The sequence below is a fragment of the Rivularia sp. PCC 7116 genome (genome assembly GCF_000316665.1).
Classification (GTDB): Bacteria; Cyanobacteriota; Cyanobacteriia; order Cyanobacteriales; family Nostocaceae; genus Rivularia.
Genome location: NC_019678.1, coordinates 5,311,996 through 5,336,003, shown reverse-complemented (window position 1 = coordinate 5,336,003; position 24,008 = coordinate 5,311,996). Strand labels below are relative to the sequence as shown.

At 38.3% G+C, this 24,008-nt stretch carries 16 protein-coding genes; 13 read left to right on the top strand and 3 right to left on the bottom strand.

Annotated features, from left to right (window positions below; all coding sequences use genetic code 11):
- Positions 1-2 precede the first annotated feature (2 nt).
- The 3 genes from pheT to RIV7116_RS20590 form a co-directional block, all read right to left on the bottom strand.
- Complete coding sequence (pheT, locus tag RIV7116_RS20600) at positions 3-2,438, bottom strand: phenylalanine--tRNA ligase subunit beta (RefSeq protein WP_015120247.1); 2,436 nt, start codon at positions 2,436-2,438, stop codon at positions 3-5.
- 540 nt (positions 2,439-2,978) lie between these two features.
- Complete coding sequence (locus tag RIV7116_RS20595) at positions 2,979-3,341, bottom strand: response regulator transcription factor (protein ID WP_015120246.1); 363 nt, start codon at positions 3,339-3,341, stop codon at positions 2,979-2,981.
- Positions 3,342-3,433: 92 nt separating this feature from the next.
- Entirely contained in the window at positions 3,434-4,867 is a 1,434-nt protein-coding gene (locus tag RIV7116_RS20590; RefSeq protein WP_015120245.1) for a response regulator, read from the bottom strand.
- A 609-nt stretch (positions 4,868-5,476) separates the two neighbouring features.
- On the opposite strand from RIV7116_RS20590, the gene RIV7116_RS20585 reads away from it, so the two are divergent.
- From RIV7116_RS20585 to hepC, 13 genes are all read left to right on the top strand, one after another.
- Positions 5,477-6,151 carry a VWA domain-containing protein gene (locus tag RIV7116_RS20585; protein ID WP_015120244.1) on the top strand — a complete coding sequence of 225 codons (675 nt, stop codon included), beginning with the start codon at positions 5,477-5,479 and terminating at the stop codon, positions 6,149-6,151.
- Between the two features lie 47 nt (positions 6,152-6,198).
- On the top strand, positions 6,199-6,978 hold the full coding sequence (locus RIV7116_RS20580) for a PP2C family serine/threonine-protein phosphatase (protein WP_015120243.1): 780 nt from the start codon (positions 6,199-6,201) through the stop codon (positions 6,976-6,978).
- 63 nt (positions 6,979-7,041) lie between these two features.
- Positions 7,042-9,228: a tetratricopeptide repeat protein gene (locus RIV7116_RS20575; protein WP_015120242.1), complete on the top strand. Its 2,187-nt coding sequence runs from the start codon at positions 7,042-7,044 to the stop codon at positions 9,226-9,228.
- A 1,925-nt stretch (positions 9,229-11,153) separates the two neighbouring features.
- A complete protein-coding gene (gene rfbF, locus RIV7116_RS20570; RefSeq protein ID WP_015120241.1) occupies positions 11,154-11,927 on the top strand; it encodes a glucose-1-phosphate cytidylyltransferase in 774 nt (257 codons plus the stop codon).
- A gap of 158 nt (positions 11,928-12,085) precedes the next feature.
- Positions 12,086-13,303, top strand: coding sequence for an L-2-hydroxyglutarate oxidase (lhgO, locus tag RIV7116_RS20565; RefSeq protein ID WP_015120240.1), 1,218 nt, complete (start codon positions 12,086-12,088; stop codon positions 13,301-13,303).
- A gap of 61 nt (positions 13,304-13,364) precedes the next feature.
- Positions 13,365-14,393, top strand: coding sequence for an NAD(P)-dependent oxidoreductase (locus RIV7116_RS20560; RefSeq protein WP_015120239.1), 1,029 nt, complete (start codon positions 13,365-13,367; stop codon positions 14,391-14,393).
- Positions 14,394-14,491: 98 nt separating this feature from the next.
- Positions 14,492-15,043, top strand: coding sequence for a dTDP-4-dehydrorhamnose 3,5-epimerase (rfbC, locus tag RIV7116_RS20555; RefSeq protein WP_015120237.1), 552 nt, complete (start codon positions 14,492-14,494; stop codon positions 15,041-15,043).
- Between the two features lie 150 nt (positions 15,044-15,193).
- The gene (locus tag RIV7116_RS20550; RefSeq protein WP_015120236.1) at positions 15,194-16,507 is read left to right on the top strand and encodes an NAD(P)H-dependent oxidoreductase; all 1,314 of its coding nucleotides are present in this window, start codon (positions 15,194-15,196) and stop codon (positions 16,505-16,507) included.
- 154 nt (positions 16,508-16,661) lie between these two features.
- On the top strand, positions 16,662-17,870 hold the full coding sequence (locus RIV7116_RS20545; RefSeq protein ID WP_015120235.1) for a glycosyltransferase: 1,209 nt from the start codon (positions 16,662-16,664) through the stop codon (positions 17,868-17,870).
- Positions 17,863-18,627: a PIG-L deacetylase family protein gene (locus RIV7116_RS20540; RefSeq protein ID WP_015120234.1), complete on the top strand. Its 765-nt coding sequence runs from the start codon at positions 17,863-17,865 to the stop codon at positions 18,625-18,627. The genes RIV7116_RS20545 and RIV7116_RS20540 overlap by 8 nt, the downstream gene beginning before the upstream one ends.
- 102 nt (positions 18,628-18,729) lie before the next feature.
- A complete protein-coding gene (locus tag RIV7116_RS20535) occupies positions 18,730-19,839 on the top strand; it encodes a glycosyltransferase (protein WP_015120233.1) in 1,110 nt (369 codons plus the stop codon).
- Positions 19,840-19,856: 17 nt separating this feature from the next.
- On the top strand, positions 19,857-22,091 hold the full coding sequence (locus RIV7116_RS20530; RefSeq protein ID WP_044292113.1) for a polysaccharide biosynthesis tyrosine autokinase: 2,235 nt from the start codon (positions 19,857-19,859) through the stop codon (positions 22,089-22,091).
- A gap of 1,107 nt (positions 22,092-23,198) precedes the next feature.
- Positions 23,199-23,969, top strand: coding sequence for a heterocyst development glycosyltransferase HepC (gene hepC / locus RIV7116_RS20525; protein ID WP_015120231.1), 771 nt, complete (start codon positions 23,199-23,201; stop codon positions 23,967-23,969).
- The last annotated feature ends 39 nt before the right edge of the window (positions 23,970-24,008 follow it).

The following is a 24,008-nucleotide window of genomic DNA, read 5'->3' as shown; positions in this document are numbered from 1 at the left end:
TCTTAACTCCTTAAACTTACCCCAAATTTCTCAACCAAACTATCTCTAACTTTCTGATGTACTGGTTCAACATCAGCATCGGTAAGTGTACGCTCTGGGGAACGATAAATTAAGCGAAATGCTAAACTTCTTTGTCCTTCGGGTACATTTTCACCGCGATATTCATCGAATAATTCGACGGAATCTAATAAACTTTTACCGGCTTTATTAATAGCTTTTTCAATGTCAGCTACTGTTAAGTCAACGGGTGCGAAAAAAGCAATATCTCTATCTGATGGCGGATAGGTAGAAAATGACTTGAATTTAGGTGTGAGTATATCATCTTCGTCTACCGCATCTAAAAGTACTTCTAAACTTAGTTGAAATACATAAACATCATCCGGTAAGTCTTTTTCGCTGCGAATTTGAGGATGCACTTGCCCAAATACACCTAACCTATTGCCTCCTACCCAAAGCGAAGCAGTACGCCCCGGATGCAGGCGATCGTCGCGTCTATCTGGCTGGTATTCTACCTGCAATCCCATGACTTTAAAGACGCTTTCTAAAATACCTTTGGCTTCAAACCAGCTTATGGATTTCTGACTACCTCCGCTCATCCACTTACTGGAAGTAATATCACCTCCGATGATTCCTCCTACGGTGTCTGCTTCCTGGAAACCGTCTTCTTCTTCCCAGAAAATTTTGCCGATTTCAAAACCGTTAAGCGCGCCGTTTCCTTTTTCGATATTGTATTGAAATGCATCAATTAAACCAGATATTAAATCAGTTCGTAATGCTGAATATTCTGCAAACAAGGGATTGCTCAATACCACCTGCCTGTCTTCTCCCGGTTTAACCAAGGAGTAATGCATTAATTCCGTCAACCCTATAGCCCGGAATGCAGCTCTTAACTTGCGAATTAATTCTTGATCTGTAGGCAGATAACCAACTTCTGGCTTTTCCGGTAAAGTATCGCAAAGATTGTCATAACCATATAAACGAGCGATTTCTTCGATTAAATCAATTTCTCGCTCTAAATCGCGATAGCGATAAGCAGGTACGTTAACAGCCCAAGTACCATCACCAGAAACAGTTAAACGACATCCCAAAGCTGTTAAAATCCGCTCAACATCTCCGCCTTTAATTTCTCCAGTTTCTTCTTCTCCTAAGTCTACAGGACCTAGTATTTGATTTACTCTATCTAAACGCAGTTCAATCGAACGAGTCCAACCTGAATCGGGACGAGTATCGGAGATTTCTTGAGCTTTTAAAGTGCCACCAGCAATTTCAACTATCAAGGATAAAGCACGGTTACAAGCAACTTCTAACTCGGCGTGATTTACTCCTCGTTCGTATCTGGTGGAAGATTCGCTTCTCAAACCAACACTGCGAGATGAGCGGCGAATAGCAACATTATCAAATAAAGCTGCTTCTAAAACTAAACTTTCTGTTCCGTCATGGACTTCGCTTTCTTCTCCACCCATAACCCCCGCTAAAGCAACGGGTTTGTTATTAACGGTAATTAATAAATTCTGAGTTGATAAATTGCGGCTTTTTCCATCCAGGGTTTTGAAATTTTCCCCGTTATTCGCAAACCTTACTCCAATACTAATATCCTCGCTCGCAGCAATACTCTGCAGTCGCGTCAGGTCAAATGCGTGTAATGGCTGTCCCCATTCCAACATTACATAGTTAGTAATATCAACTATATTGCTAATCGGTCTAACTCCAGCAGACAATAATCTTTGCTGCAACCAGTCCGGAGAAGGAGCTATTTTAACTTGTCCAATCACTGTTCCAATATATGCCGGACAAGCCTTCGTATCATCAACTTTGATACTGAAACTACCCGCATTTTGAGCAACAGAAACTTTTTCTGGATCGGGAATTTTTAGTTTACCCCCAGTTATCGCTGCTACCTCTCGCGCAATCCCCACCATACTCAACGCATCGGCACGGTTTGCCGTAGCAGTTACATCTAAAATCACATCGTCCAAACCTAATAGCGGACGTACATCATCACCAATTTGGATGTTATCCCCAGAAAAAATATGAATACCATCTACATCGGTAGGTAAACCCAACTCCTCCAAAGAACAAATCATTCCTTGAGAAGGTACCCCGCGTAATTTAGCGGGTTTAATCTTCAAATCTTTATTCGGTAAGTAAGTACCTACTGTTGCAACAGGCACATATATATCTGCACGGACGTTAGCAGCACCGCAGACGATATTTAAATTTTCGCCCTTCCCGACATCAACTTGACAAACGCTTAATTTGTCAGCATTTGGATGTTGTTCTCGTTCGACAACTTTCCCGATTACAACACCATCTGCCCAAGTGCGACGATCCTCAATATCTTCTACTTCAAACCCCGCCATTGTCAGTGTTTCTGCTAGTTCTTCTGGGTTTAAACGTAACTCTACAAGCTCTTGCAACCAATTTAAAGAAATACGCATGGAATATCTATGATTATCCGATTAAAAATAGCGATTAAATAAACACGCAAAAACTATTTTAAATGGGAATGGAGTATTGGCAATGGGGAATGAGGCATTCTTGTTTTTACCGGGTTAATCCAATTCACGAGTATTGCAATCTCAATTATCCGTTTTTTATCGCAAGATTTGCACAAATTTCAATCGTGAATAAGCCCGATTTTTACAAAAAAACTAGGTTGCTGATGCGGATCGAGCTTGTCAATAAAGTTTGGTACTAGTAATTTAATAAGTAATTAAACAAACATTATCTTCGGTATCAATTATTTAAAACTATCAGTTTTCAGCTAAATAGTATTTAGAGAAATTGTATAACAAAAAACATAGATATATAGTATTTTTTATATTATCAAGTTAGATAAGTTTGAAAAGTTATAAAATTAATAAGTGTCAGATTATTAAATGGCAAAAATTAAGCGTTAATCTTTGTTAACGCAGTTGGAAAGCAATATTGAATTTTAGGTAGATACACTATAGAATAAATTAAGTTCGGTGGAATTATTAAATAACAACTGATTTTACAGCACCGATTAGTTGCTGTCTGGTGAAAGGTTTCGTGAGATAAAAATCAGCCCCTTGCCTCATTCCCCAAATGCGGTCAATATCTTTGTTTTTAGAACTACAAAAAATAATCGGTATCTTTTTTGTATCTAAGTTACGTTTTAGCTTACGACAAAATTCAAAACCGCTCATTCCCGGCATGACAACGTCTGTAATAATTGCATCTGGTTGATATAGCAGAGCTTTTTCTAAGCCGTCTTTAGCATCAGTTGCTCTAATGACCTCATATCCACCTTCCTGTAAAAAGATGTTCATTAACTCCAGTTGAGAAGGAGTATCTTCAACAACTAAAACTGTAGCCATTTTGTGTCCTCAATATCTATATTCAGTAGTAATTTGCTTGAACCATATCGATGTCTTGAACAATGAGTTATAGCTGATATTGCTACAATTAATCAAGTCAAATGCATAAATACTATTTTGAGTAAATCTGCACGAGTAAAAGGTTTAGTCAAATAACCACTTGCTCCCATTAATCTTGCCTTGACTTTATCCACAAATCCTTTACTTCCCGTAACCATAATAATGGGAGTGTTTTTGAATTTTGAATTGTTTCGTATTATCCGACACAATTCATAACCGTCAATGCCTTCCATATTTAAATCTAATAAAATTAAATCTGGCTGATGCCTAATAATTGACATCACAGCTTTCAAAGGATTATCAATAGTTACAACAGAAAAACTTTCGTCTTCCAGGAAGCGGCTAATTTCTTTAAGCATTACCGGACTATCATCAACAGAAACAATTTTATAAACTTTCTGCGGTGATACGGTTGTCCCAGGAGGAATAGGCTTAATATTATCTACTTGCGCCTGTTTGTCAGCTTTCTCTATAGAAGAAGGCTTTGTTTCCTGTTTAATTGTTACTTTATTAACAGGTATCTGCTGCTTTGTAACGGCAACGTTCTGTTTTTGTTTAGTATTTGTTTCCGGCTTTGTCTCTACTTTAGTTTCTTTAGAATCAGTTATTTCCTCTTTTTTATCTTGCTTTACCTTAACAGGAGGTCCAAATAATAAAGTATCAGTTTTAGGAAGCTTATCAAAAGGTGGATCTGGTTCGTGCAGTAGAATAGCTCCACTTTGGATATGAGGGTATAAACTTCGTGCTAATACAAGTTCATCTTGATTCATAATTACAGCAAGATGACGCAAGCTAAATCCCTTCATCCAATTGACTAGATTTGGTTGAATCTCCGAGATTTTTTGTACTTGAGTGTTTGTATTAATCCACAGATAAGGACGCTGAAATGGAGAAGTAATTTGTGGATTCAAATCGTGCCAAGAATGCAACCTTTCCTGAGAAAATAATAATAACTTTTCGGCATCAAGTCGGCAAATTTTTGGAGATAAACTTAAATTCTGATGAAATTCGTAAGTACCTTTTTGTATTAATAAAAATGATTCAATAACTTCTTTAACTAATTCTTGAATTAATATAGCTGCTTGAGTCGGATTTAGATATCTTTGAGCAATTAGCCAGCAAATAGCTTGATAATCAGATGGTTGTTGAGAAGATATTGATTCTGAAGAATTGTCTACAGCTTTATCCGGCTTCCGCAGGGAATCCGGCTCAAACATCATGCGTAACTGTACGCGAATTTCACTGGTTAAAGCTGGAACCTGAACTGAAAGCCGACGTAGATGACGCTCCAGCCTGTCAAAAGGTTCTATTGAATGAGTTGCGTAAGCGATTTTTCCTTCTTCTAAGTAAATCCACCAGTTAACTGAATGGCTTTGAACTTGTAAGCAAGTATTCTCAAAGCAACTAGACAAGTGTCTTAACAAACTTAAAGGAGGCAATTTTGTGAAAGTCGCAAAATTATTCATATAGGATAGAGGATTAGAGTAAATAAGACAAAATATTTGTAAACATCAATTGAATCGAATTAAGTATAAAGAGTAGATATTCAGTATGAAGCATTCAGTCCTCTTCTTACATGGATATATTACCAGCTAAAAATAATACATCACAGTTTGATTGTTACATTTGTTTTTACAATATACGAAGCAAAAATATAGGTGCATCAAAAATTACTTTTGATTTTTAATATCAGTTAATTAATTCTCTTTTTAATAAGAGATTAAGTTTGGGGTTTTCAGTATTTCATCTAATCTAGGTTTTTTCTACATATAATCTTTAAGTTTCCACGTATGCACTCATGCCGAATTTATTGTATTCTAGATTTATTATGTATATAAACCCATTAAGTTAAAGGCATTGATAATATAATTTCCAGACAAATGCTTATGATTTAATCAAATAAAAGTAAAGATATGTCTAACTTTATAAGTAATAATGCATTAGTAACTTACGAACTATTGTAAAAAACTCTATAGTCTAAAGTGCCACAATAATGGTTCCTTTAGGGCTTTAAACTATATACTTTGCACAACTGAAAATAGAACCATTCGACCTTCAAGAGAACATCGAAAGTTATGTCAGATACCTTAAGACTAGACGAAGTAGTTGATTTCGCGGAAAATCCGGAACCTCGTTGTCCGTGCGTACTATTGTTAGATACATCTGGCTCGATGCAAGGAGCGCCAATAGAAGCTTTAAATCAAGGCTTACTTAGTTTTAAGGACGAACTGACGAAAAACCCATTAGCGTCAAGACGAGTTGAAGTATCTATAGTTACTTTTGATAGCAATATCAACGTAGTTCAAGATTTTGTAACTGCCGATCAATTTACTCCGCCTATATTAACAGCACAAGGATTAACTAATATGGGTGCTGGTATTCATAAATCTTTAGATTTGATTCAAGAACGTAAAGGTCAATATCGCTCTAACGGTGTCGCTTACTATCGTCCTTGGATATTTATGATTACTGATGGCGAACCACAAGGAGAACCAGATGAAGAAGTAGAACAGGCATCACAGCGTTTGCAGAGTGATGAAACAAACAAACGTGTTGCATTTTTCTCTGTCGGAGTGGAAAATGCCAATATGACGCGTTTGAGTCAGTTAGCAGTACGTACCCCCTTAAAACTAAATGGATTAAATTTTGTTGAAATGTTTGTTTGGTTATCTGCTAGTATGTCAGCAGTTTCCCATTCAAAAGTGGACGAACAAGTAGCTCTACCGCCAATTGGTTGGGGTTCTGTTTAATATAGTGCAAGTACAGCAGTTAAACAGCCCGAAAAATTGGTAAGCATATGAACAGTTCAATACAAAAGCTTCATTGGCGGGTAGTAGGAGCATCAGTTTGTGGCACCAGCCACGTTAGGAATTCCCAACTTTGTCAAGATGCTCATCACTGGCAAATGTTACCAGATAATATTTTGGTCGCAGCCGCAGCAGATGGTGCCGGAAGTGCGAGTTTGGGGAAGGTTGGAGCAATGGTTGCTGTAGAAGCGGCAATTGAGAATATATCTGTCAAGCGGATTAATCAAGATACTCTGGCTTCAGATAATTCGGCAAGGTCGTTATTAAGTGAAGCAATCTTAGCTGCAAAAACAGCAGTAGAGGAAGAAGCAATAGCTTCAAACCGACCACCTAAAGATTTAGCGACGACTTTAATTATTGTGGTGGCTACACCGATAGTCGCCGTCGTTGCTCAAATAGGGGATGGTGTAGCAGTAGCTAAAGACAGTATGGGTAATTTAACAGCTTTAACAGTTCCTGATAGTGGCGAATATATTAATGAAACTAGTTTTTTAACTTCACCGACTGCTTTAGATTCAGTGCAGGTAAATGTATGGCGACAGGGTATTACTAATATTGCACTTCTTACTGACGGGCTGCAAATGTTGGCGATAAATATGTCTGTAGGTTTGCCGCACAAGCCATTTTTTCTACCTTTATTTGAATTTGTAGCCAATGCTGAAGAATTGAAAGGAGCTAAAGAGCAACTAGTTAAATTTCTACGTTCGGAAAAAATAACTCAACGAACCGATGACGATCTAACTTTAATAATAGCAGCATTAAGCGAATAATAAATCCATTAACGATACTGTTGAACCGCAGTCAATTTTAAACAATAAAAGTGTAATTTAAAAATGCAGGTACTACACTGTCTTCCCAATCAAAAAATTGTGAGCATGAACCTAAACGTCAGTTTGGGGCGTGGTGGCGAAGCGTGCATCTACACAGTACCATCAGATACTGAAACGGTAGCTAAAATTTACCATAAGCCAGACATCGAAAAGGCTCGTAAATTAGAGGTGATGGTTCTTCATCCACCTTCTAATCCAACAGCATCTTTAGGACATATTTCGATTGCTTGGCCTTCGGAACTGATTCGCGCCGCAGACGGTAGTAATAATATTATTGGTTTTACGATGCCGCGCATTCGGGGAATGCGTCCCGTCATTGACTTTTATAACCCAAGGACTCGACGACAGCATTGTCCTTTATTTAATTATCAGTACCTGCTTCGCACTGCCCGTAATTTGGCTGCGGCTTTTGCTGCTCTACATCAAGCTGGATATTGTGTTGGTGATGTTAACGAATCAAATATTTTAGTTAGCGATACGGCTTTGGTTACCGTAGTAGATACCGACTCTTTTCAAGTTCGCGATCCAAGTAGCGATATCGTATATCGTACTCCCGTAGGTAAGCCTGAATTTACCCCTCCAGAACTGCAAAACAAAACTTTCTCAGAGTGCGATCGCTCTACCCCTCACGACTTGTTTGGTTTAGGAGTACTAATATTTCAGCTTTTAATGGAAGGTACTCATCCATTTTCTGGAATTTACCAAAGTGTAGGGGAGCCGCCACCATACGAAGCACGGATTGCCAAAGGGCATTTTACTTACAGTGTGAATCGGCGCGTACCTTATTCTGCTACACCGATTGCGCCATCTTGGGATATTCTTCATCCGACCTTGCAACAACTTTTTGTACGTTGTTTTGAAGATGGTCACTACAACCCCAATATTCGTCCGAACGCCCAAACGTGGCTGATGGCATTAGCTGAAGCTGAAGATGCCCTGCGTACATGTCAGAAAAATCCGCAACATATTTACAGCAATCACCTACATAAATGTCCTTGGTGCGAACGTAGTGCTAAATTGGGTGGAAGAGACCCCTTCCCATCAATTCAAGATGTCGCCAACAAACAACATTTAAAGCCCCGCCCCAGACCAAAGCGCCGACGAACTACTACAGTGCCCAGAAGGCGAACTGCTGCAACTGTAGGTACATCTAGATACGTTACTCCCAAGCGTCGTTCGCCACAACTTGGTAGAAAGATTTCCTACAATCCCTCAAATACGAAACCGAAATTTTACCCGGTTCTTTTGTGTTTGCTTGGCTTTTTGACATTAGGCTATTTAGATATAGTTACAAAATTTACAACATCTAGTATTGAAGAGAATCAATACGCTCAACAAACTTTAATCAGTTCCAAATCAGCAGAAAGCAAAAGTAGCTTTATAGATTATTACAAAGAAGGTCGTGCAGCTTATAAAGGGCAAAAATACGAAGAAGCCATTGCTAATTTTGCTCAAGCAATCCAAAAGAAACCTGATAGTGCCAAGGCTTACGTGAATCGTGGCAATTCGCACTATAACTTAAAAGAATACGAAGCAGCCCTTACAGATTACACTCATGCTCTTAAATTAAATCCAAATGCAATAAAAGCTTTTGTAAATCGTGGCAATGTCCGTTATATGCTCGCCGAATATAGCAGCGACCCCGATAAAGAGTACAAATTAGCAATTGAAGATTATAACCAGGCACTTAGAATTGACCGCGATGAAGTAGAAGCATACATTAGACGGGGTATTGTCCGTTCTCAAATAGCTAAATTCAGCGGTGATTCCCAGAAAGATTATTTAAGAGCAATTGATGACTTTAATAAAGCATTGCAAATTAATCCGAACAGACCAGAGGCTTTTTATCAAAGAGGATTAGTTCGCTATCAATTAGCTCAATATAGTAGTAACTTCGAGCAAGAATACAAAAAAGCTCTGGCAGATTTTAACCAAGCATTGCAACTGAATGGTAAATTGCCGAAAGTTTATTTAAAACGAGGCTTAGTTCGCTACGAGCTTGCACAATATGGCGGAGGTAAGTCTGATAGATATCGTCAGCAAGCAATAGACGATTTACAAAAGGCAGCAAAAATCTCGCTGGAAAAAGATGACATGGATAATTATCAGCAAGCACTTAGCAGCATCTGTGTTGTTGTTGACAATAAGTGCGATACTTTATTTCAAAAAACCAGTGTCATACAGCGATAAGGATTATTTGAACTCTGCCATGTCCAATACCTTTAGAGGTAACAATTAATAGCAGTTCAATTTTTGCATTACAATTTTCTTGGTTTGAGTAATAAGCGCGGATGCGGTATATGGCATCCGCGCTTATTAAGCATCCTAGGACTTATATCATGTCCGGTTAGTTATCATATTTATGAGGGCTGGTAATGAGTAATTAGTAATAAACAAGAGTGCTTCTCAAATATATAGAAAGTAATTAACCGAACCTTATATTACGCAATTGTCACAATTTCCTATTGGTGCGCGAGATTAGAAAGGTTATTAAGTAACCGTTTAAAACGAGTCAACCCTTTTTGGTTGAATGCAACTGACTTCTTACACCATTCTAGACAAGCTGCATTTCCCGCCTTGCAATCAATTTTAGATCTGCATATAACAACGTATTACCCCCTTTCCACACAAGAGCGATTAGCTATAAAATTTCTCCTTCTTTTCCCCATTCGATCATTCGGTAATTATAGAACCAGGATAGGAGTAAAAACCTTGTTGATTTTCGGGAAAGCTCAGCCTGACTCCGAAAATTGGAAACTAATTCTAAAAGAATACTATCTCATGGATTATTTTATTTTTGAAAATGTAATGTACTAAAAGCTTTCAAAACTAAACGCTTAAGGGTAAGTAAGTCGGCATAAATAAACCGAATCATGTAACAGAATGTTAATTAGCCTTAAACTCTTACCCCTACTGCCTATCCTAATTACAATTTTCAACGCCAACCTACTTAGAAGTTTTTAAATATGTTTCACTGCAGCGACATTATCACGAGGATGGGCATACTAATTTTGGCGTTGCTGAATTGAGATATGAATTTATTATTACTGTCTAACGGTAGCCCCCTTAATCCCCCCTTCTTTGGGGGACTTTAAATTATATTTCTCCCCCAGAATTGGGTGTTGGGGGGCTATTCATACTTTACTTTAATTAGTTCGTAAATCCGGCGTTGCATTAAACTGAAAACCTTTACAGATTGTTTGCTGCTGTTCTCCTTTATTAGCAAACATAAAGATTCTTAGGAACATAAAATAAAAAACAAATTCTATGTGAAAAAAGCAGGTGCAGGTAAAAATTAGATTACACGAGTTATTTTATTTACACATTACTCGCAATATTACTTACAAATATAAGTTAAATTAATTTACAGTATTTATTGATTCTATATTAATTATTACTTGGTATATTGCTTTTGATTGTATTGTCATTATGAAAGAATAGAGTATTATCTGGATTCTCTTTATTGTTTGCTTCAAATGACACTAATTTCGTTCTGTCGGAAATATAAGACGGAAATAAAGTACAAGCCGCTAATAGTTTGAATATGAAAACTATTTAAGGAGATTACCTTCCGGAAACACGATAGATAAAGAATTAGTTTAGCTCGTGTAATTGTTCTCTAAGCTTGCGAACAAGCTAGAGCAGATGAATGAAATTAGCCCTAGATTTTCTTAAAAATGGTCTGATTATAGAAAAGAAACTTTGTTTTTTAATTTTTATCAGAGAATAATACGTAATTATCCTGACTTGATATAATAACTCTTTAGACAAACAACGCAGAAAATTTATTGTTAATTAATCGATTCTTTTTCTGTGATTTTACATATCAAATTTTACTTGTATGACTTGATTTGCACTCAACGTTATTGAGAGATATAAAGAAATTTTGTGGTTTTTATTTTGCCACAATTGAAAGCTTTTAATCGTGGTTTTATGACATAAACAAGCTTTTTCATTTTTTTACAGATAAAACAGCTATATTTATCTAGCCTTTATAATTTCCAGTAAAAATACGGTTAGATTATATACTGAGAAAATAAAAAACCATTTTTCTCAATCCGAACAATAACAGAACTATTCAATCATCTACCTAAAAAAAATTAGAGGCAGTTTTTATGAAAGCAGTAATTTTGGCTGGAGGTCTTGGTACACGCTTAAGTGAGGAAACTAGCGTTAGACCGAAACCAATGGTAGAAATTGGTGGTAAGCCAATTCTTTGGCATATCATGAAAATCTATTCCGCTCACGGTATTAATGATTTTATTATCTGTTGCGGTTACAAAGGCTACGTTATTAAGGAGTATTTTGCTAACTACTTCTTGCATATGTCAGACGTAACTTTTGATATGCGGTTTAATCAGATGAACGTACATTCAGGTTATGCCGAACCTTGGCGCGTCACTTTAGTAGATACTGGCGACAATACCTTAACTGGTGGAAGATTAAAGCGAGTTAAAGAGCATATTGGCAACGAAACCTTTTGCTTTACCTATGGCGACGGTGTTAGCAACGTTAATATCACTAATATTATTAAATTTCATAAAGAGCAGCAGACCTTAGCGACTTTAAGTGCAGTACAGCCACCGGGACGTTTTGGCGCAATTGTTCTAGGACAAGAGCAAACAAAAATCACTAGTTTCCGTGAAAAACCAGAAGGGGATAATGCTTGGATAAACGGTGGATTTTTCGTTTTAGAACCTCAAGTAATTGACTTTATTGAAGATGATTCCACCGTTTGGGAAAAACAGCCATTGGAAAAACTAGCTGATATGGAACAGCTATCAGCTTACAAGCATGATGGCTTTTGGCAACCTATGGATACTTTAAGAGATAGAAATTATTTAGAGAACCTCTGGAAGAATAACGAAGCTCCTTGGAAGGTTTGGTAAATCAGTTGTAGAGACGTAGCAATGTTACGTCTTTACAAAAGTTCTAAGTTATCGATTATGTAACGAATAACTTTAAACTTGCAACCTAAATCTATTTGATTATTGTTAATTGTTTGATTAGTTTTGATTACTTAAGTTACAGGGGAGCCGATTAAAAAATGTATGATTTCGCGATTATAGGTGGGGGTATAGTCGGTCTTTCTACCGGCATGGCTTTGGGAGAACGCTATCCTAAAGCAAGAATTTTAGTCTTGGAAAAAGAAAATCAAGTCGCGTTTCATCAAACAGGAAATAATAGCGGTGTTATTCACTCGGGTATTTATTATAAGCCTGGTAGCTTCAAAGCCAAATTTTCCCGTGAAGGTTGCCGCTCTATGGTGCAATTTTGTCAAGAACACGGCATTGACCATGAAGTCTGCGGTAAAGTAATTGTTGCAACTTCTGCTGAAGAACTTCCTCGTTTGGAAAATCTCTATAAGCGAGGTTTAGAAAACGGTTTAGAAGTTAAAAAAATCACCAGCGAAGAAGTTAAAGAAAAAGAACCCCACGTAACTAGCGTTGCCGGAATTTGGGTATCATCAACTGGGATTGTAAATTACAAGCAAGTTTGTCAGAAATACGCTGAAATTATCCAAAAACAAGGCAGCGAAATTAAATTCAACACCAAAGTTGAGAAAATAGTTGCTAGCGGTCAAAATCAGGTTCTAGAAACAAACAACGGCAGCTTTGAAACCCGTTTCGTAATCAACTGTGCCGGTTTGTATTCCGACCGTGTAGCCAAGTTAGGAAAAGTTAATCCCCAGGCAAAAATTGTACCTTTTCGCGGTGAATACTACGAACTAACTCCAGAAAAACGTCATCTGGTAAAAGGTTTGATTTACCCGGTTCCCAACCCAGATTTTCCCTTCCTCGGCGTTCACTTTACCAGAATGATAGACGGTACGGTTCATGCAGGACCAAATGCCGTGCTTAGCCTGAAGCGGGAAGGTTATAAGAAAACAGATTTTAATTTGCGTGATTTTGCGGAAGTAATGAGTTATCCAGGCTTTTGGAAGCTCGCAGCAAAAAACTCAGATGAAGGCATTAAGGAAATTATTCGGTCATGGAGCAAAGCAGCCTTTGTAAAAAGCTTGCAACAACTGATTCCTGAAGTTCGCTCGGAAGATGTAGTTCCTACCCATGCAGGGGTTCGCGCTCAGGCATTAATGAATAATGGGAAATTAGTAGACGACTTTTTGATTGTCAAAGGTCAAAACTCCGTTCATGTATGCAATGCTCCTTCTCCAGCAGCTACCTCTTCTATCGAAATTGGCAAAGCTGTAGCCGCAGAAATTCCCGAACAAGAACATCTCAAACCAGCAGCGGTTAATTGCTAAAAGTTTGATTTCGTAAAAAATTCCAAATTGAATGACTAATAATTAATAGGAATAAAAATCAATGAAAATTCTCGTAACTGGAACAGAAGGTTATCTCGGTTGTCTGTTAGCTCCGTTGTTAATTGAACGGGGACATGAAGTTATTGGTGTAGACACTGGTTACTACAAAGTTGGTTGGTTGTACAACGGCACCGAAGCCACTGCTAAAACTTTAAACAAAGATATTCGTCATATCTCCTTGGAGGATTTACAAGGGGTAGAAGCTATAGTTCATATGGCCGAACTATCCAACGATCCTACCGGACAATTATCACCAACGATTACTTACGATATCAACCATGTAGGTTCGGTTCGTCTTGCCAAGCTAGCTAAGCAAGCAGGTGTACGTCGCTTCGTATATATGTCTTCCTGTAGCGTTTATGGCGTTGCTACCGAGGGTGATGTTACCGAAGAGTCTCCGGTTAACCCACAAACCGCTTATGCAGAATGTAAAACGATGGTAGAAAGAGATGTTAAGCCCCTCGCCAACGATGATTTTTCTCCTACCTTCATGCGGAATGCAACTGCTTTCGGTGCTTCCCCAAGAATGCGTTTTGATATCGTTCTGAATAACTTAGCTGGTTTAGCATGGACTACCAAAGAAATCAAAATGACCAGCGATGGTACTCCTTGGAGACCGTTAGTTCATGCTTTAGATATTTCTAAAGCTATTATCTGTGCTTTGGAAGCTCCCCGCGATATCGTTCACAATCAAATATTTAACGTTGGAGATACCGCTAATAATTATCGAGTTAAGGAAATTGCCGAATTTGTTGCCGAAGCCTTTCCTGGCTGTAAGTTAAGTTTTGGTGACAATGCTTCTGATAACCGCAGCTACCGAGTTTCTTTTGAAAAAATCAATACCGTTTTACCAGGCTTTAAATGCGATTGGGATGCTCGTTTAGGAGCTAAGCAATTATTTGAAGTTTTTAACCAAATAGATATGACCGAAGAGATATTTTTCTCTAGAGGATTTACCCGTTTAAAGCAGTTAGAGTATTTGATTCGCACTCAACAAATTGATAAAGATTTCTTCTGGGCTAAGAAGTAATAACTTTCTAGCTTGACTATCTTGAATCAAATCGGTACGGGTAATTCCATATCCCGTACTTCCACATCCAAACATCAAATTATTCCACAAGGGTTGTCATGATTTTTACCGAAACCGAACTTAAAGGGGCTTATATCATTGACCTAGAGCGAAAACCAGACCACCGTGGTTTCTTTGCCCGGACTTTCTGCGCCAAAGAACTTGAGGCACATGGTTTAAAGCCAGTAGTTGCTCAGTGCAATTTATCTTTTAACCATAAAAAAGGTACCTTGCGGGGAATGCATTATCAAACACAACCGGCAGCAGAAACAAAAATAGTTCGCTGTACTAAAGGTGCTATTTATGACGTAATTATCGATATGCGTCCAGAATCTCCTACTTACTTACAGCATTTCGGTGTGGAATTAACAGCGGATAATCATCGTGCTTTGTACGTACCGGAAATGTTTGCTCATGGCTACCAAGCTCTAAGCGATGGCTGTGAAGTTATGTACATGGTAGGTGAATTTTATACTCCAGGATATGAAAAGGGTTTACGCTACGACGACCCATTCTTCAATATTCAATGGCCTTTGGAAGCAACTGAAATGTCAGAAAAAGATACCAAATGGCCTCTGATGAGAATGATGACCGTTGGTGGTGCTTCGTAAATACTATTTTTATATACATCTAAATATAGTTTGCGATCGCGAAAAGGTAAATTCTTTAAAACCTAGTTCCCAGAGTCATCCTGGGAACCTAAATCAAGAAAACAAAAAAAGTTATTTCTCAAACCAGGATATCTAGCAGGAGTTAAATTCATGATGATCGTAGACAACGCTTTACAAAAACGTGCCGAAGCAGGAAACCCAGTCAAGGTAGCAATGATTGGTGCAGGTTTTATGGGTCGCGGAATTGCGAACCAAATTGCTAATTCTGTTCCTGGAATGGAGTTAGTGGCTATTTCTAACCGTAGTGTAGATGCTGCAAAACGAGCTTATACGGAAGCGGGAATTGAAGATATTAAAGAAATTTTCAATGTAGCCGAATTGGAAGATGCTGTAAAAAAAGGTGAATACGCAGTAACTGAAGATGCAATGTTGCTGTGTCGTGCTGAAGGTATTGATGCAATTATCGAAGTAACTGGAGCGATTGAATTTGGCGCTCATGTTGTGATGGAAGCTATCAATCATCGCAAGCATATCATTATGATGAATGCCGAACTCGACGGTACTATTGGTTCTATTTTAAAACTTTATGCCGACAAAGCCGGAGTTATTCTTTCTGCTTGCGATGGCGACCAACCTGGAGTAGAAATGAACCTCTATCGGTTCGTTAAAAGTATTGGTTTAACTCCCTTGCTTTGCGGAAACATCAAGGGTTTGCAAGACCCCTATCGCAATCCCACCACCCAAGAAGCATTCGCTAAACGTTGGGGACAAAAACCTCACATGGTGACTAGCTTTGCCGACGGCACTAAAATTTCCTTCGAGCAAGCGATTGTTGCTAACGCGACCGGAATGAAAGTTGCTCAAAGAGGAATGCTGGGCTACGACTTCAAAGGTCATGTTGATGAAATGACATCAATGTATGACATAGAGCAGTTGAAAGAACTAGGCGGTATTGTAGATTACGTCGTTGGAGCCAAGCCTGGTCCTGGGGTATTTGTTTTTGCAACTCACGATGACCCAAAACAACAACACTATCTCAACCTTTATAAGTTGGGAGAAGGTCCTCTTTACAGTTTCTATACTCCCTATCACCTGTGCCATTTTGAAGTACCTTTGTCAGTAGCTCGTGCTGTACTGTTCGGCGACGCTGTCATGTCTCCTTTGGGTGGTCCTCTGGTAGATGTAGTTACCACGGCCAAAATCGATCTTAAAGCGGGAGATACCCTTGATGGAATTGGTTTCTATATGACCTACGGGCAATGCGAAAATGCCGAAGTAGTTCGCGAGCAAAATTTGCTACCAATGGGATTAGCGGAAGGATGTCGTTTAAAACGAGACATTTCCAAAGACCAAGTTCTTACCTACGATGACGTAGAATTACCACAAGGTAGACTCTGCGACAAACTACGTCAGGAACAAAACGCTTATTTTGCTCCATCTAAAACCTTAGCAATAGCTAGATAAATAATGCTTTTGTAAAGAGATGCGTTACGTTATCATTTTACGCAAGTAGCGCAGAAGAAAAAGTTGTGTGTGTAGTGAAGAACTTCTTCATTGCACAACATCAAATTTCTCTCGATTAGTCAAAACTTTATTCAGCTTTGTTTGCGGGGCATTTATGAAAACCAATTTAGTTAAGCGCGTAACAGAGAATGTTGCTTTTGTAGCAGATAAAATACAAGGTCGTCTCGAAAGGCGGCGGATGATTTCGCTCAAACCGAATAGATCGGCAGTAGGCAATGTACTGCTTTCATACGTTCTAAGTCCATTTAATTTGAAGCCAGGTCAACCCATTCCAACTTCCCATACACAACATTGGGAATGCCTGCAAATGGCTAAAACGTTCTTAGACCTAGGCTATAACGTTGACGTGATATGGTTCTACAATGATGTGTTTGTCCCTAAAAAAGACTATACCTTTTTTATCGAAACACGTTGGAATCTAGAAAGGTGCATACCATTTTTAAATAAAGATTGCATAAAAATATTTCATTCCGATGCAGCCCACATTTTATTTCATAATGCTGCCGAAGCTAATAGGTTACTAGGATTGCAGCAAAGACGCGGTATTACTTTAAATCCCCGAAGATTCGAGCAACCGAACCAAGCCATCGAATACGCCGATTGCGCTACCGTTCTCGGTAACGAGTTTACGATGGATACATTTAGATACGCAAATAAACCGCTGTACCGAATTCCTATTTCTGCTCCGACACTATACCCTTGGGCAGAAAACAAAGATTTTACAGCCTGCCGTAAAAACTTTCTTTGGTTTGGTAGTGGCGGCTTAGTTCATAAAGGATTGGATTTACTTCTAGATGCATTTTCTCAAATGCCAGATTACCATCTATTTATTTGCGGTCCGATTAATAAAGAAAAAGAATTTGAAACAGCTTTTTATCAAGAACTTTATCAAACTCCTAACATTCATACAATTGGCTGGGTTGATGTTACCTCTCAAAATTTTCTAGACATAGTTAACAACTGTTTGGCAATTGCTTATCCATCATGTTCCGAAGGTGGTGGTGGATGTGTAATCAACTGTATGCATACTGGTCTGATTCCTATCGTGAGCTATGAATCTAGCGTAGATATTAGCGATGAGTATGGCATTATTTTCAAAGAAAATTCTGTAGAAGAAATTAAGCAGACCATTCAAAATATTTCAGCACTAGATGCATCGCAACTCGAACAAATGGCTAAGAATTCTTGGACTTTTGTTAGAGAAACTCACACGAGAGAAAATTTTGCTCGCGTTTACAGAGAAACAATCGAGAAAATTATGCTGGAATACGGTATCAAAAATGAGTCATTAACCTATGCTTAAACTGTCTTTAAATCAATTGCGAATAGCTTTAGGAGCAGTCGTTAGAGACGCGAACTATAATATACTTTATAACTGGTTGCTACGTTTGAAAAGCCAACCTTTAGAGGCTAATAAGAAACCAGCAATAGTATTTTCTCCGCACCAAGATGATGAAACTATAGGTTGTGGAGGAATGATTGCTCTTAAGCGTTCGTTAGGAATACCAGTTAAAGTGGTGTTTCTGACAGATGGGCGCTACGGTAGCAAACCAGATTGGGTGCATCCAGAGAATGTGATTCAATATCGCCAAGAAGAAGCTCACAAAGCTCTTGAAGTTTTAGGAATAGAAGCTTCACAAGCGGAATTTCTGAATCAAACAGATGGTTCTTTAGCTCATTTGTCTTCAGAAAAACACAACTTATTAACTGCTCAATTAGTTGAAATTCTTCAATCCTTTGAACCCCAAGAAGTTTACGTTCCACATCACCAGGATGGACATCCAGACCATGAAGCCACTTATTATTTAGTGCAGAGCGCGATTGAACAGTCAAAAATGCAGATAGAGCTTTTGCAATATCCAATTTGGATGATGTGGCGAAACCCTCTATCTTCTCATCAATATTTTCATAAAAATGTTAGTGCTTACCGATTATCTATAGGTAACTTTAAACATAAAAAGCATCAAGCAATTGCAGCTTATAAATCTCAAACACCCAACTTACCTTCGAGCTTTAAGCAAGCAATATATTCATCTTACGAAATGTTTTTTAAAAATTAAAGTTACTTGTCAACAGTAAAATAATAATGCCAAGCATTCACATAAAAATATCGACTATTTAAATATTGCTTACAGCCGAACTGTAATTTAATAGGGAAAAAAATGAAAATTGCCTTAGTTCATGATTATTTAACTCAACGGGGAGGCGCAGAAAGAGTATTTGAGTTACTTTGTAAACGTTTTCCTCAAGCAGATATTTTTACATCTTTATATGATGCTCAGAAAACTATTGATTTAGGCGAAAGAATAGTCAATACCACTTATTTGCAACAGGTTCCTGGCGCAGCCAAATACTTTCGGTTAATGGCTCCGTTTTATTTTCCCGCTTTTCGTGCTTTAGACTTGCAAGAATATGATTTAATTATCAGCAGTAGCACCAGTTTTGCCAAAGCTGTACGCAAAAGTCCAAAGGCACGGCATGTTTGCTTTTGTCATAATGTTACCCGTTTTCTGTGGGATACTGAGACTTATCTCAGAGAATATGCGGATTATCAGTATTTTGCTCCGTTAATTGAAAGAGTTTTTCAATTAATGAGAAATGTTGACTTAAGTTACGCACAAGAGCCAGACCTATATATCGCGAATTCTAGCGTTGTTGCTCGTCGTATAAAAAAGACTTACGGGAAAAAAGCTATAGTTATTAACTATCCAATTGATACCAGTAAGTTCATATATTCAAATTCAAAAGACGACTATTTTCTTGCATCAGCAAGGATGATAGGTTACAAACGACTTGATATAATAGTGGAGGCTTTTAACTGGCTGGGATGGCAACTGAAAATTTCAGGTGATGGCCCAGAGAGAGAACGCCTACAATCGAAAGCGTTAAAAAATATCGAATTCGTGGGTCACGTATCCGATTTGGAACGTACTCAATTATTTGCTAAAGCAAAATCTGTAATAGTGGCAGCCTTAGAAGACTATGGGTTAGTTCCGGTAGAAGCAAACGCTAGTGGAACTCCAGTGGTCGCCTTCGGAGCAGGAGGAGTTTTGGATACTCAGGTGCCTGGAAAAACAGGAGTGTTTTTCAAGAGACAAACACCGGATTCTCTACAAACTGCCTTATTAGAAGCCAGGGAAATCTACTGGAATTATGAAAACATCCGCAATCATGCTGTAGCGAATTTTTCGGAAGAAGCATTTTTTAGTAAGGTTGAGCAAGTCATCGACCAAACTAGTAGCTTACAGCGATCGCAGTCCCTGATTTGTTAGCTAAGGAAATTAAAAACGTGATGCAAACCAGTCTAAGTCCCCATGTCAATCCAGCTGCTGATTCAGAACCGGGTTACGGGCAGCTGTTTGCGGTATTAATTCGGCGATTTCCTTGGTTTTTGATAGTATTTTTGGCTTCAGTAGGTGCGGGTTATTATGTCTATCGAAAAACACCGCCTACTTATAAAAGTTCAATGGAACTGTTGGTAGAGCCAAATTATCAAGGAAAAGCACAAGGAACGGGACAAGAAAATATCAAGTTTATCGAGTCTACCGTGGAGATAGATACTGCTACCCAATTGAACTTAATGGGTAGCTCTTCACTTATAAAACAAGCCGTTGAAAAACTTAAGCCCGAATACCCGCAAATTACTGTAAAAGAGATAAAAGGTGCTTTGTCCTTAAAGCAATTAAGGTCAAAAGATGATAACATTGCAACTAAAATCTTTCAAGTTGAGTATACAGATACAGACGATTTAAAAACTCAAAGAGTATTAGAATCTATACGGGAAGTTTATCTTAATTACAACAAAGAACAACAGAAAAAGCGTTTAAAAAGCGGTCTAAAAGTCATCAGGGCGCAGAAGAAAAAGGTCACAGACGAGTTGAATCAAGCTGAATCTCAGCTGCTAATTTTTCGTAAGTCTCAGAATTTGACAGACCCCCAAACACAAGCTCAAGCTTATGAAACTGCTTTAAATAACATTCAACAGGAACGACGCACAACCCATAATCAATATAAAGAAGCAGAAGCAAGGCTCTCATCTTTACAAAAACAATTAAAACGTACTCCTCAAAAAGCACTCGTTTCTTCTCGCTTGAGTCAGTCAAATCGCTACCAATCCTTACTCAATGAAATTCAAAAAACTGAATTGGCGATCGCTCAAGCAAATTTACGTTTCACGGCAAATCACCCCGACGTTTTGAAGCTTAAAGAACAGCTAGCAGAACAAAAGCAGCTGCTAAAGCAAGAAGTAGGAAGAGCTTTGGGAGGAAGTAACATTGATGCAAGTAGCGTAAATACTGGTGAATTGCTCAGCCAAGGACAGCTTTCTCAAACAGACCTTAATCTTGCTAGCACCCTAGTAGAAACCCAAACAAACCTGTTTGCTTTAGCCGCAAGAGACCAAAGTTTGGCGCAGAAAGAACAACTGCTACGGGAAGACTTGAAAAAATTTCCCACTTTATTAGCTCAATACAATCGATTGCAGCCCCAGGTACAACGTAGCCGCGACCGCTTGCAAGAACTTCTAAAAGCAGAGCAAGAATTAGAGCAAGAACTAGACAAAGGCGGATTTAACTGGGAAGTAGTCGAAGAACCCCAAGAAGGAGATCGTTTAGGTCCTAACCTGCAACAAAACCTGATGCTAGGTGGAGTAGTTGGTTTAATGTTGGGGGGAATAGCAGCCTTTGCTCGGGAAGCAGGGGATGATGCGGTTCGCACTACCGCTGAATTAGAAAAACAAGTTGCCATCCCGCTCTTAGGAACTACTCCTAAGCTACCTTCTGCAAAATCTAAAGATTCGGTATTTAAACTACCTTTTGGAAAGCCAGAAGTTCTTGCTCCTTGGACGATTCAGGTTTTACAATCGCCACCGCGCTGGGAATCTCTTGACCTAATTTACAAAAATATAGAATTACTCAATTCTGTTTCAGCCTTTAAATCTTTAATGATAACTTCGGCATTGCCCGATGAAGGTAAATCAGCTTTGGCTCTAGGTTTAGCCATGAGTGCTGCTCGATTGCATAAAAAGGTACTATTAATTGATGCTAATTTACGCGACCCCAGCGTACACAAGCATCTAAATCTTCCTAACGACCAAGGACTTTCGACTCTGCTGACAAGTGATGTCGCTTTACCCAACCAGATAACCCTTCAATCTTCCGGTTCATCTTATATAGATATTTTGACCGCAGGACCAGTTCCAGAAGATCCTGCCAATCTATTAAGCTCACCTCGTATGGAAGAGCTAATGAGCGCATTTGAAGAAAACTACGACTTGGTTATCCTGGATGCTTCTGCAGTTCTTGGTTTGGTAGATGCTTTGCTTACAGCATCAAATTGTCGTGGTGCGATCATGGTAGCAAGTATTGGAGGAGTAACTCGCACCCAACTAGCACAAGCTACAGCTATGCTGGGTAAATTAAATTTACTTGGGGTGGTTGCAAATGGAGTCTCAAAAACTGGTTATAGCTATGTCCCCAATGTCAAGCAACAGCAATTAGCTTTGAAGGGAGCGGTAGAAGAATAGATACTAAATTTCAATTAATTTAGTACTCGATAGCATTGATGGATGAAGGGTAATTGACCATTTATCTTCAGTCTTATTCATAATACTTCTGCTATTAGCTCGGAGAGCAAAGTGACGTTCCGTTTGTATTCCATCGCACTACGTGTCTTGGAATACTGCGTCATACATTTCAATCCCACGTTTTGAAACGTGGGTTCTTCTTTCTTCTTGCTTCGTGAAATTTGACTTGCAATGCAGCGTGAGAACCTTAGAGGCTGGGCTCGCAAGCGTATGTTTTTGATATTTTGTTGAATAATTATAACGTTTAGGTTGAATCAAATACCTGCGGGGCTGTTTGTAAGCTCGGTATGCTCGCAATAACTTAGAGCTTCCCCACGGTGGGGAAATTAGATTTTAAGCAAATTAGTTTTTTCAACAAACCCTCTCCAAAACTTTCGAGGGGGTTCTTTCCGTTCTACGAAAATATAACGACAAATATTCAAATGTTCTACCGTCAGTGCGGAAGCATTTACTTTACAAAGTTTCACAAAGATATTTGTCGAGCTTTTATTTATAGTTTTGTTAAACTTAAACGATTTTTCAAGACATATATATGAAGTTTACGTAAATTGCTGTGTATATTTAGTTTTTTAGTTAAAAAAATCAGATAAATATAAAAGTTGATTAAATCCTCAAAAAAAATTGTGCTACAATCACTTCAAATTCCATCGGAATCTACTTATTAAGTATTACGTAAATATAATTCATAGTACCTTAATAATTAACAGAATAAAGCAGTTAATATTTGAAGAATAAATAAAGAATCCATTTTAGATTACGTTATTTATAGCGTTTCCTATATCCTATTTATTGAATACCGTTGCAAAAAGAAAAAGCAATATTGAAGTAATGGAGATTTATCTACAGTCTCGCCTCTTCTCTAAACATACATCTTTACAAATATAAATGAAAAGTATGCAATTGCCGTAACGGGGCTTTCCTAAAAGAATTATTTGCCTGGATTAGTTCTCACTATTGGAAGTCAAGCCAAAAATTACGGATACTATAGGCATTTTTCCAAGTTAGATATAAGACAAGCTGTCTACCACTCTATTATCTGAAATTGATATGAAAACCTCAATACTTCCTACTTTAAACAATAGCTGTAGTGTAGCCGAACCTAATAGCTCTACTTACTGCACCCTTCAATGGCGGCGTAATCAATTATTAGTAAAACCTGTAGGTACGGTAAAGCAGCCTCATATGCCCTTATTAGATAATTATGAATCTTTGAGAGAGTGCTTAGAGCATTCTTCCGTAAAGCTAGTTCGTATAGATCCCAAGCTAGGAGAAGAAAAAGTACAGCTTTGGGCAGATGCTGCTAAATCTGCTTCTAAAGCAATTTATTTACGTATCGGCACAGTTCGCAAACAATCAAAATACAGCAGCGACTTATTGTGGTGGCTCAAGCGTGTAAGTGAGTGGGCGATCGCAAATGTGATTCTGCTTGCAATCAGCCCTCTAATGCTACTATTGGCAGTATTAATGAAAATCGAAGTTCAAGCACCATTGTTTGAACGTTCTTGGTACGTTGGTGAAAGAGGTCGATTATTTCAGTTAATCAAATTTCGTACAACATCTGTAAACACAGACGAACAAAAAACTACACAGATCGGAAGTTGGATGCTGAAGTACGGTTTAAATAATTTACCGCAGTTGTTAAATGTGATTCGTGGCGAAATAGGTTTGTTCGGTTCCCGCTGCTGGACTTTGGAAGATGCTGTTAGGTTAACTCCAGAAACACAGAAGCAATTAAGTAATTTGCCGGGAATGGTTGGTTCGTGGGAAGTAGAAGCAGAAGAATCGAATATATTACATTTGGATAGTCAAATATCGTAGTGAATGTGCTGCGCTCCTGTTTTCGAGGCAAAACGTAAT

Coding starts and splice junctions, on each gene's coding strand:
- pheT (WP_015120247.1), bottom strand. CDS start 2,438: ATGCGTATTTCTTTAAATTGGTTGCAAGAGCTTGTAGAGTTACGTTTA.
- RIV7116_RS20595 (WP_015120246.1), bottom strand. CDS start 3,341: ATGGCTACAGTTTTAGTTGTTGAAGATACTCCTTCTCAACTGGAGTTA.
- RIV7116_RS20590 (WP_015120245.1), bottom strand. CDS start 4,867: ATGAATAATTTTGCGACTTTCACAAAATTGCCTCCTTTAAGTTTGTTA.
- RIV7116_RS20585 (WP_015120244.1), top strand. CDS start 5,477: ATGTCAGATACCTTAAGACTAGACGAAGTAGTTGATTTCGCGGAAAAT.
- RIV7116_RS20580 (WP_015120243.1), top strand. CDS start 6,199: ATGAACAGTTCAATACAAAAGCTTCATTGGCGGGTAGTAGGAGCATCA.
- RIV7116_RS20575 (WP_015120242.1), top strand. CDS start 7,042: ATGCAGGTACTACACTGTCTTCCCAATCAAAAAATTGTGAGCATGAAC.
- rfbF (WP_015120241.1), top strand. CDS start 11,154: ATGAAAGCAGTAATTTTGGCTGGAGGTCTTGGTACACGCTTAAGTGAG.
- lhgO (WP_015120240.1), top strand. CDS start 12,086: ATGTATGATTTCGCGATTATAGGTGGGGGTATAGTCGGTCTTTCTACC.
- RIV7116_RS20560 (WP_015120239.1), top strand. CDS start 13,365: ATGAAAATTCTCGTAACTGGAACAGAAGGTTATCTCGGTTGTCTGTTA.
- rfbC (WP_015120237.1), top strand. CDS start 14,492: ATGATTTTTACCGAAACCGAACTTAAAGGGGCTTATATCATTGACCTA.
- RIV7116_RS20550 (WP_015120236.1), top strand. CDS start 15,194: ATGATGATCGTAGACAACGCTTTACAAAAACGTGCCGAAGCAGGAAAC.
- RIV7116_RS20545 (WP_015120235.1), top strand. CDS start 16,662: ATGAAAACCAATTTAGTTAAGCGCGTAACAGAGAATGTTGCTTTTGTA.
- RIV7116_RS20540 (WP_015120234.1), top strand. CDS start 17,863: ATGCTTAAACTGTCTTTAAATCAATTGCGAATAGCTTTAGGAGCAGTC.
- RIV7116_RS20535 (WP_015120233.1), top strand. CDS start 18,730: ATGAAAATTGCCTTAGTTCATGATTATTTAACTCAACGGGGAGGCGCA.
- hepC (WP_015120231.1), top strand. CDS start 23,199: ATGAAAACCTCAATACTTCCTACTTTAAACAATAGCTGTAGTGTAGCC.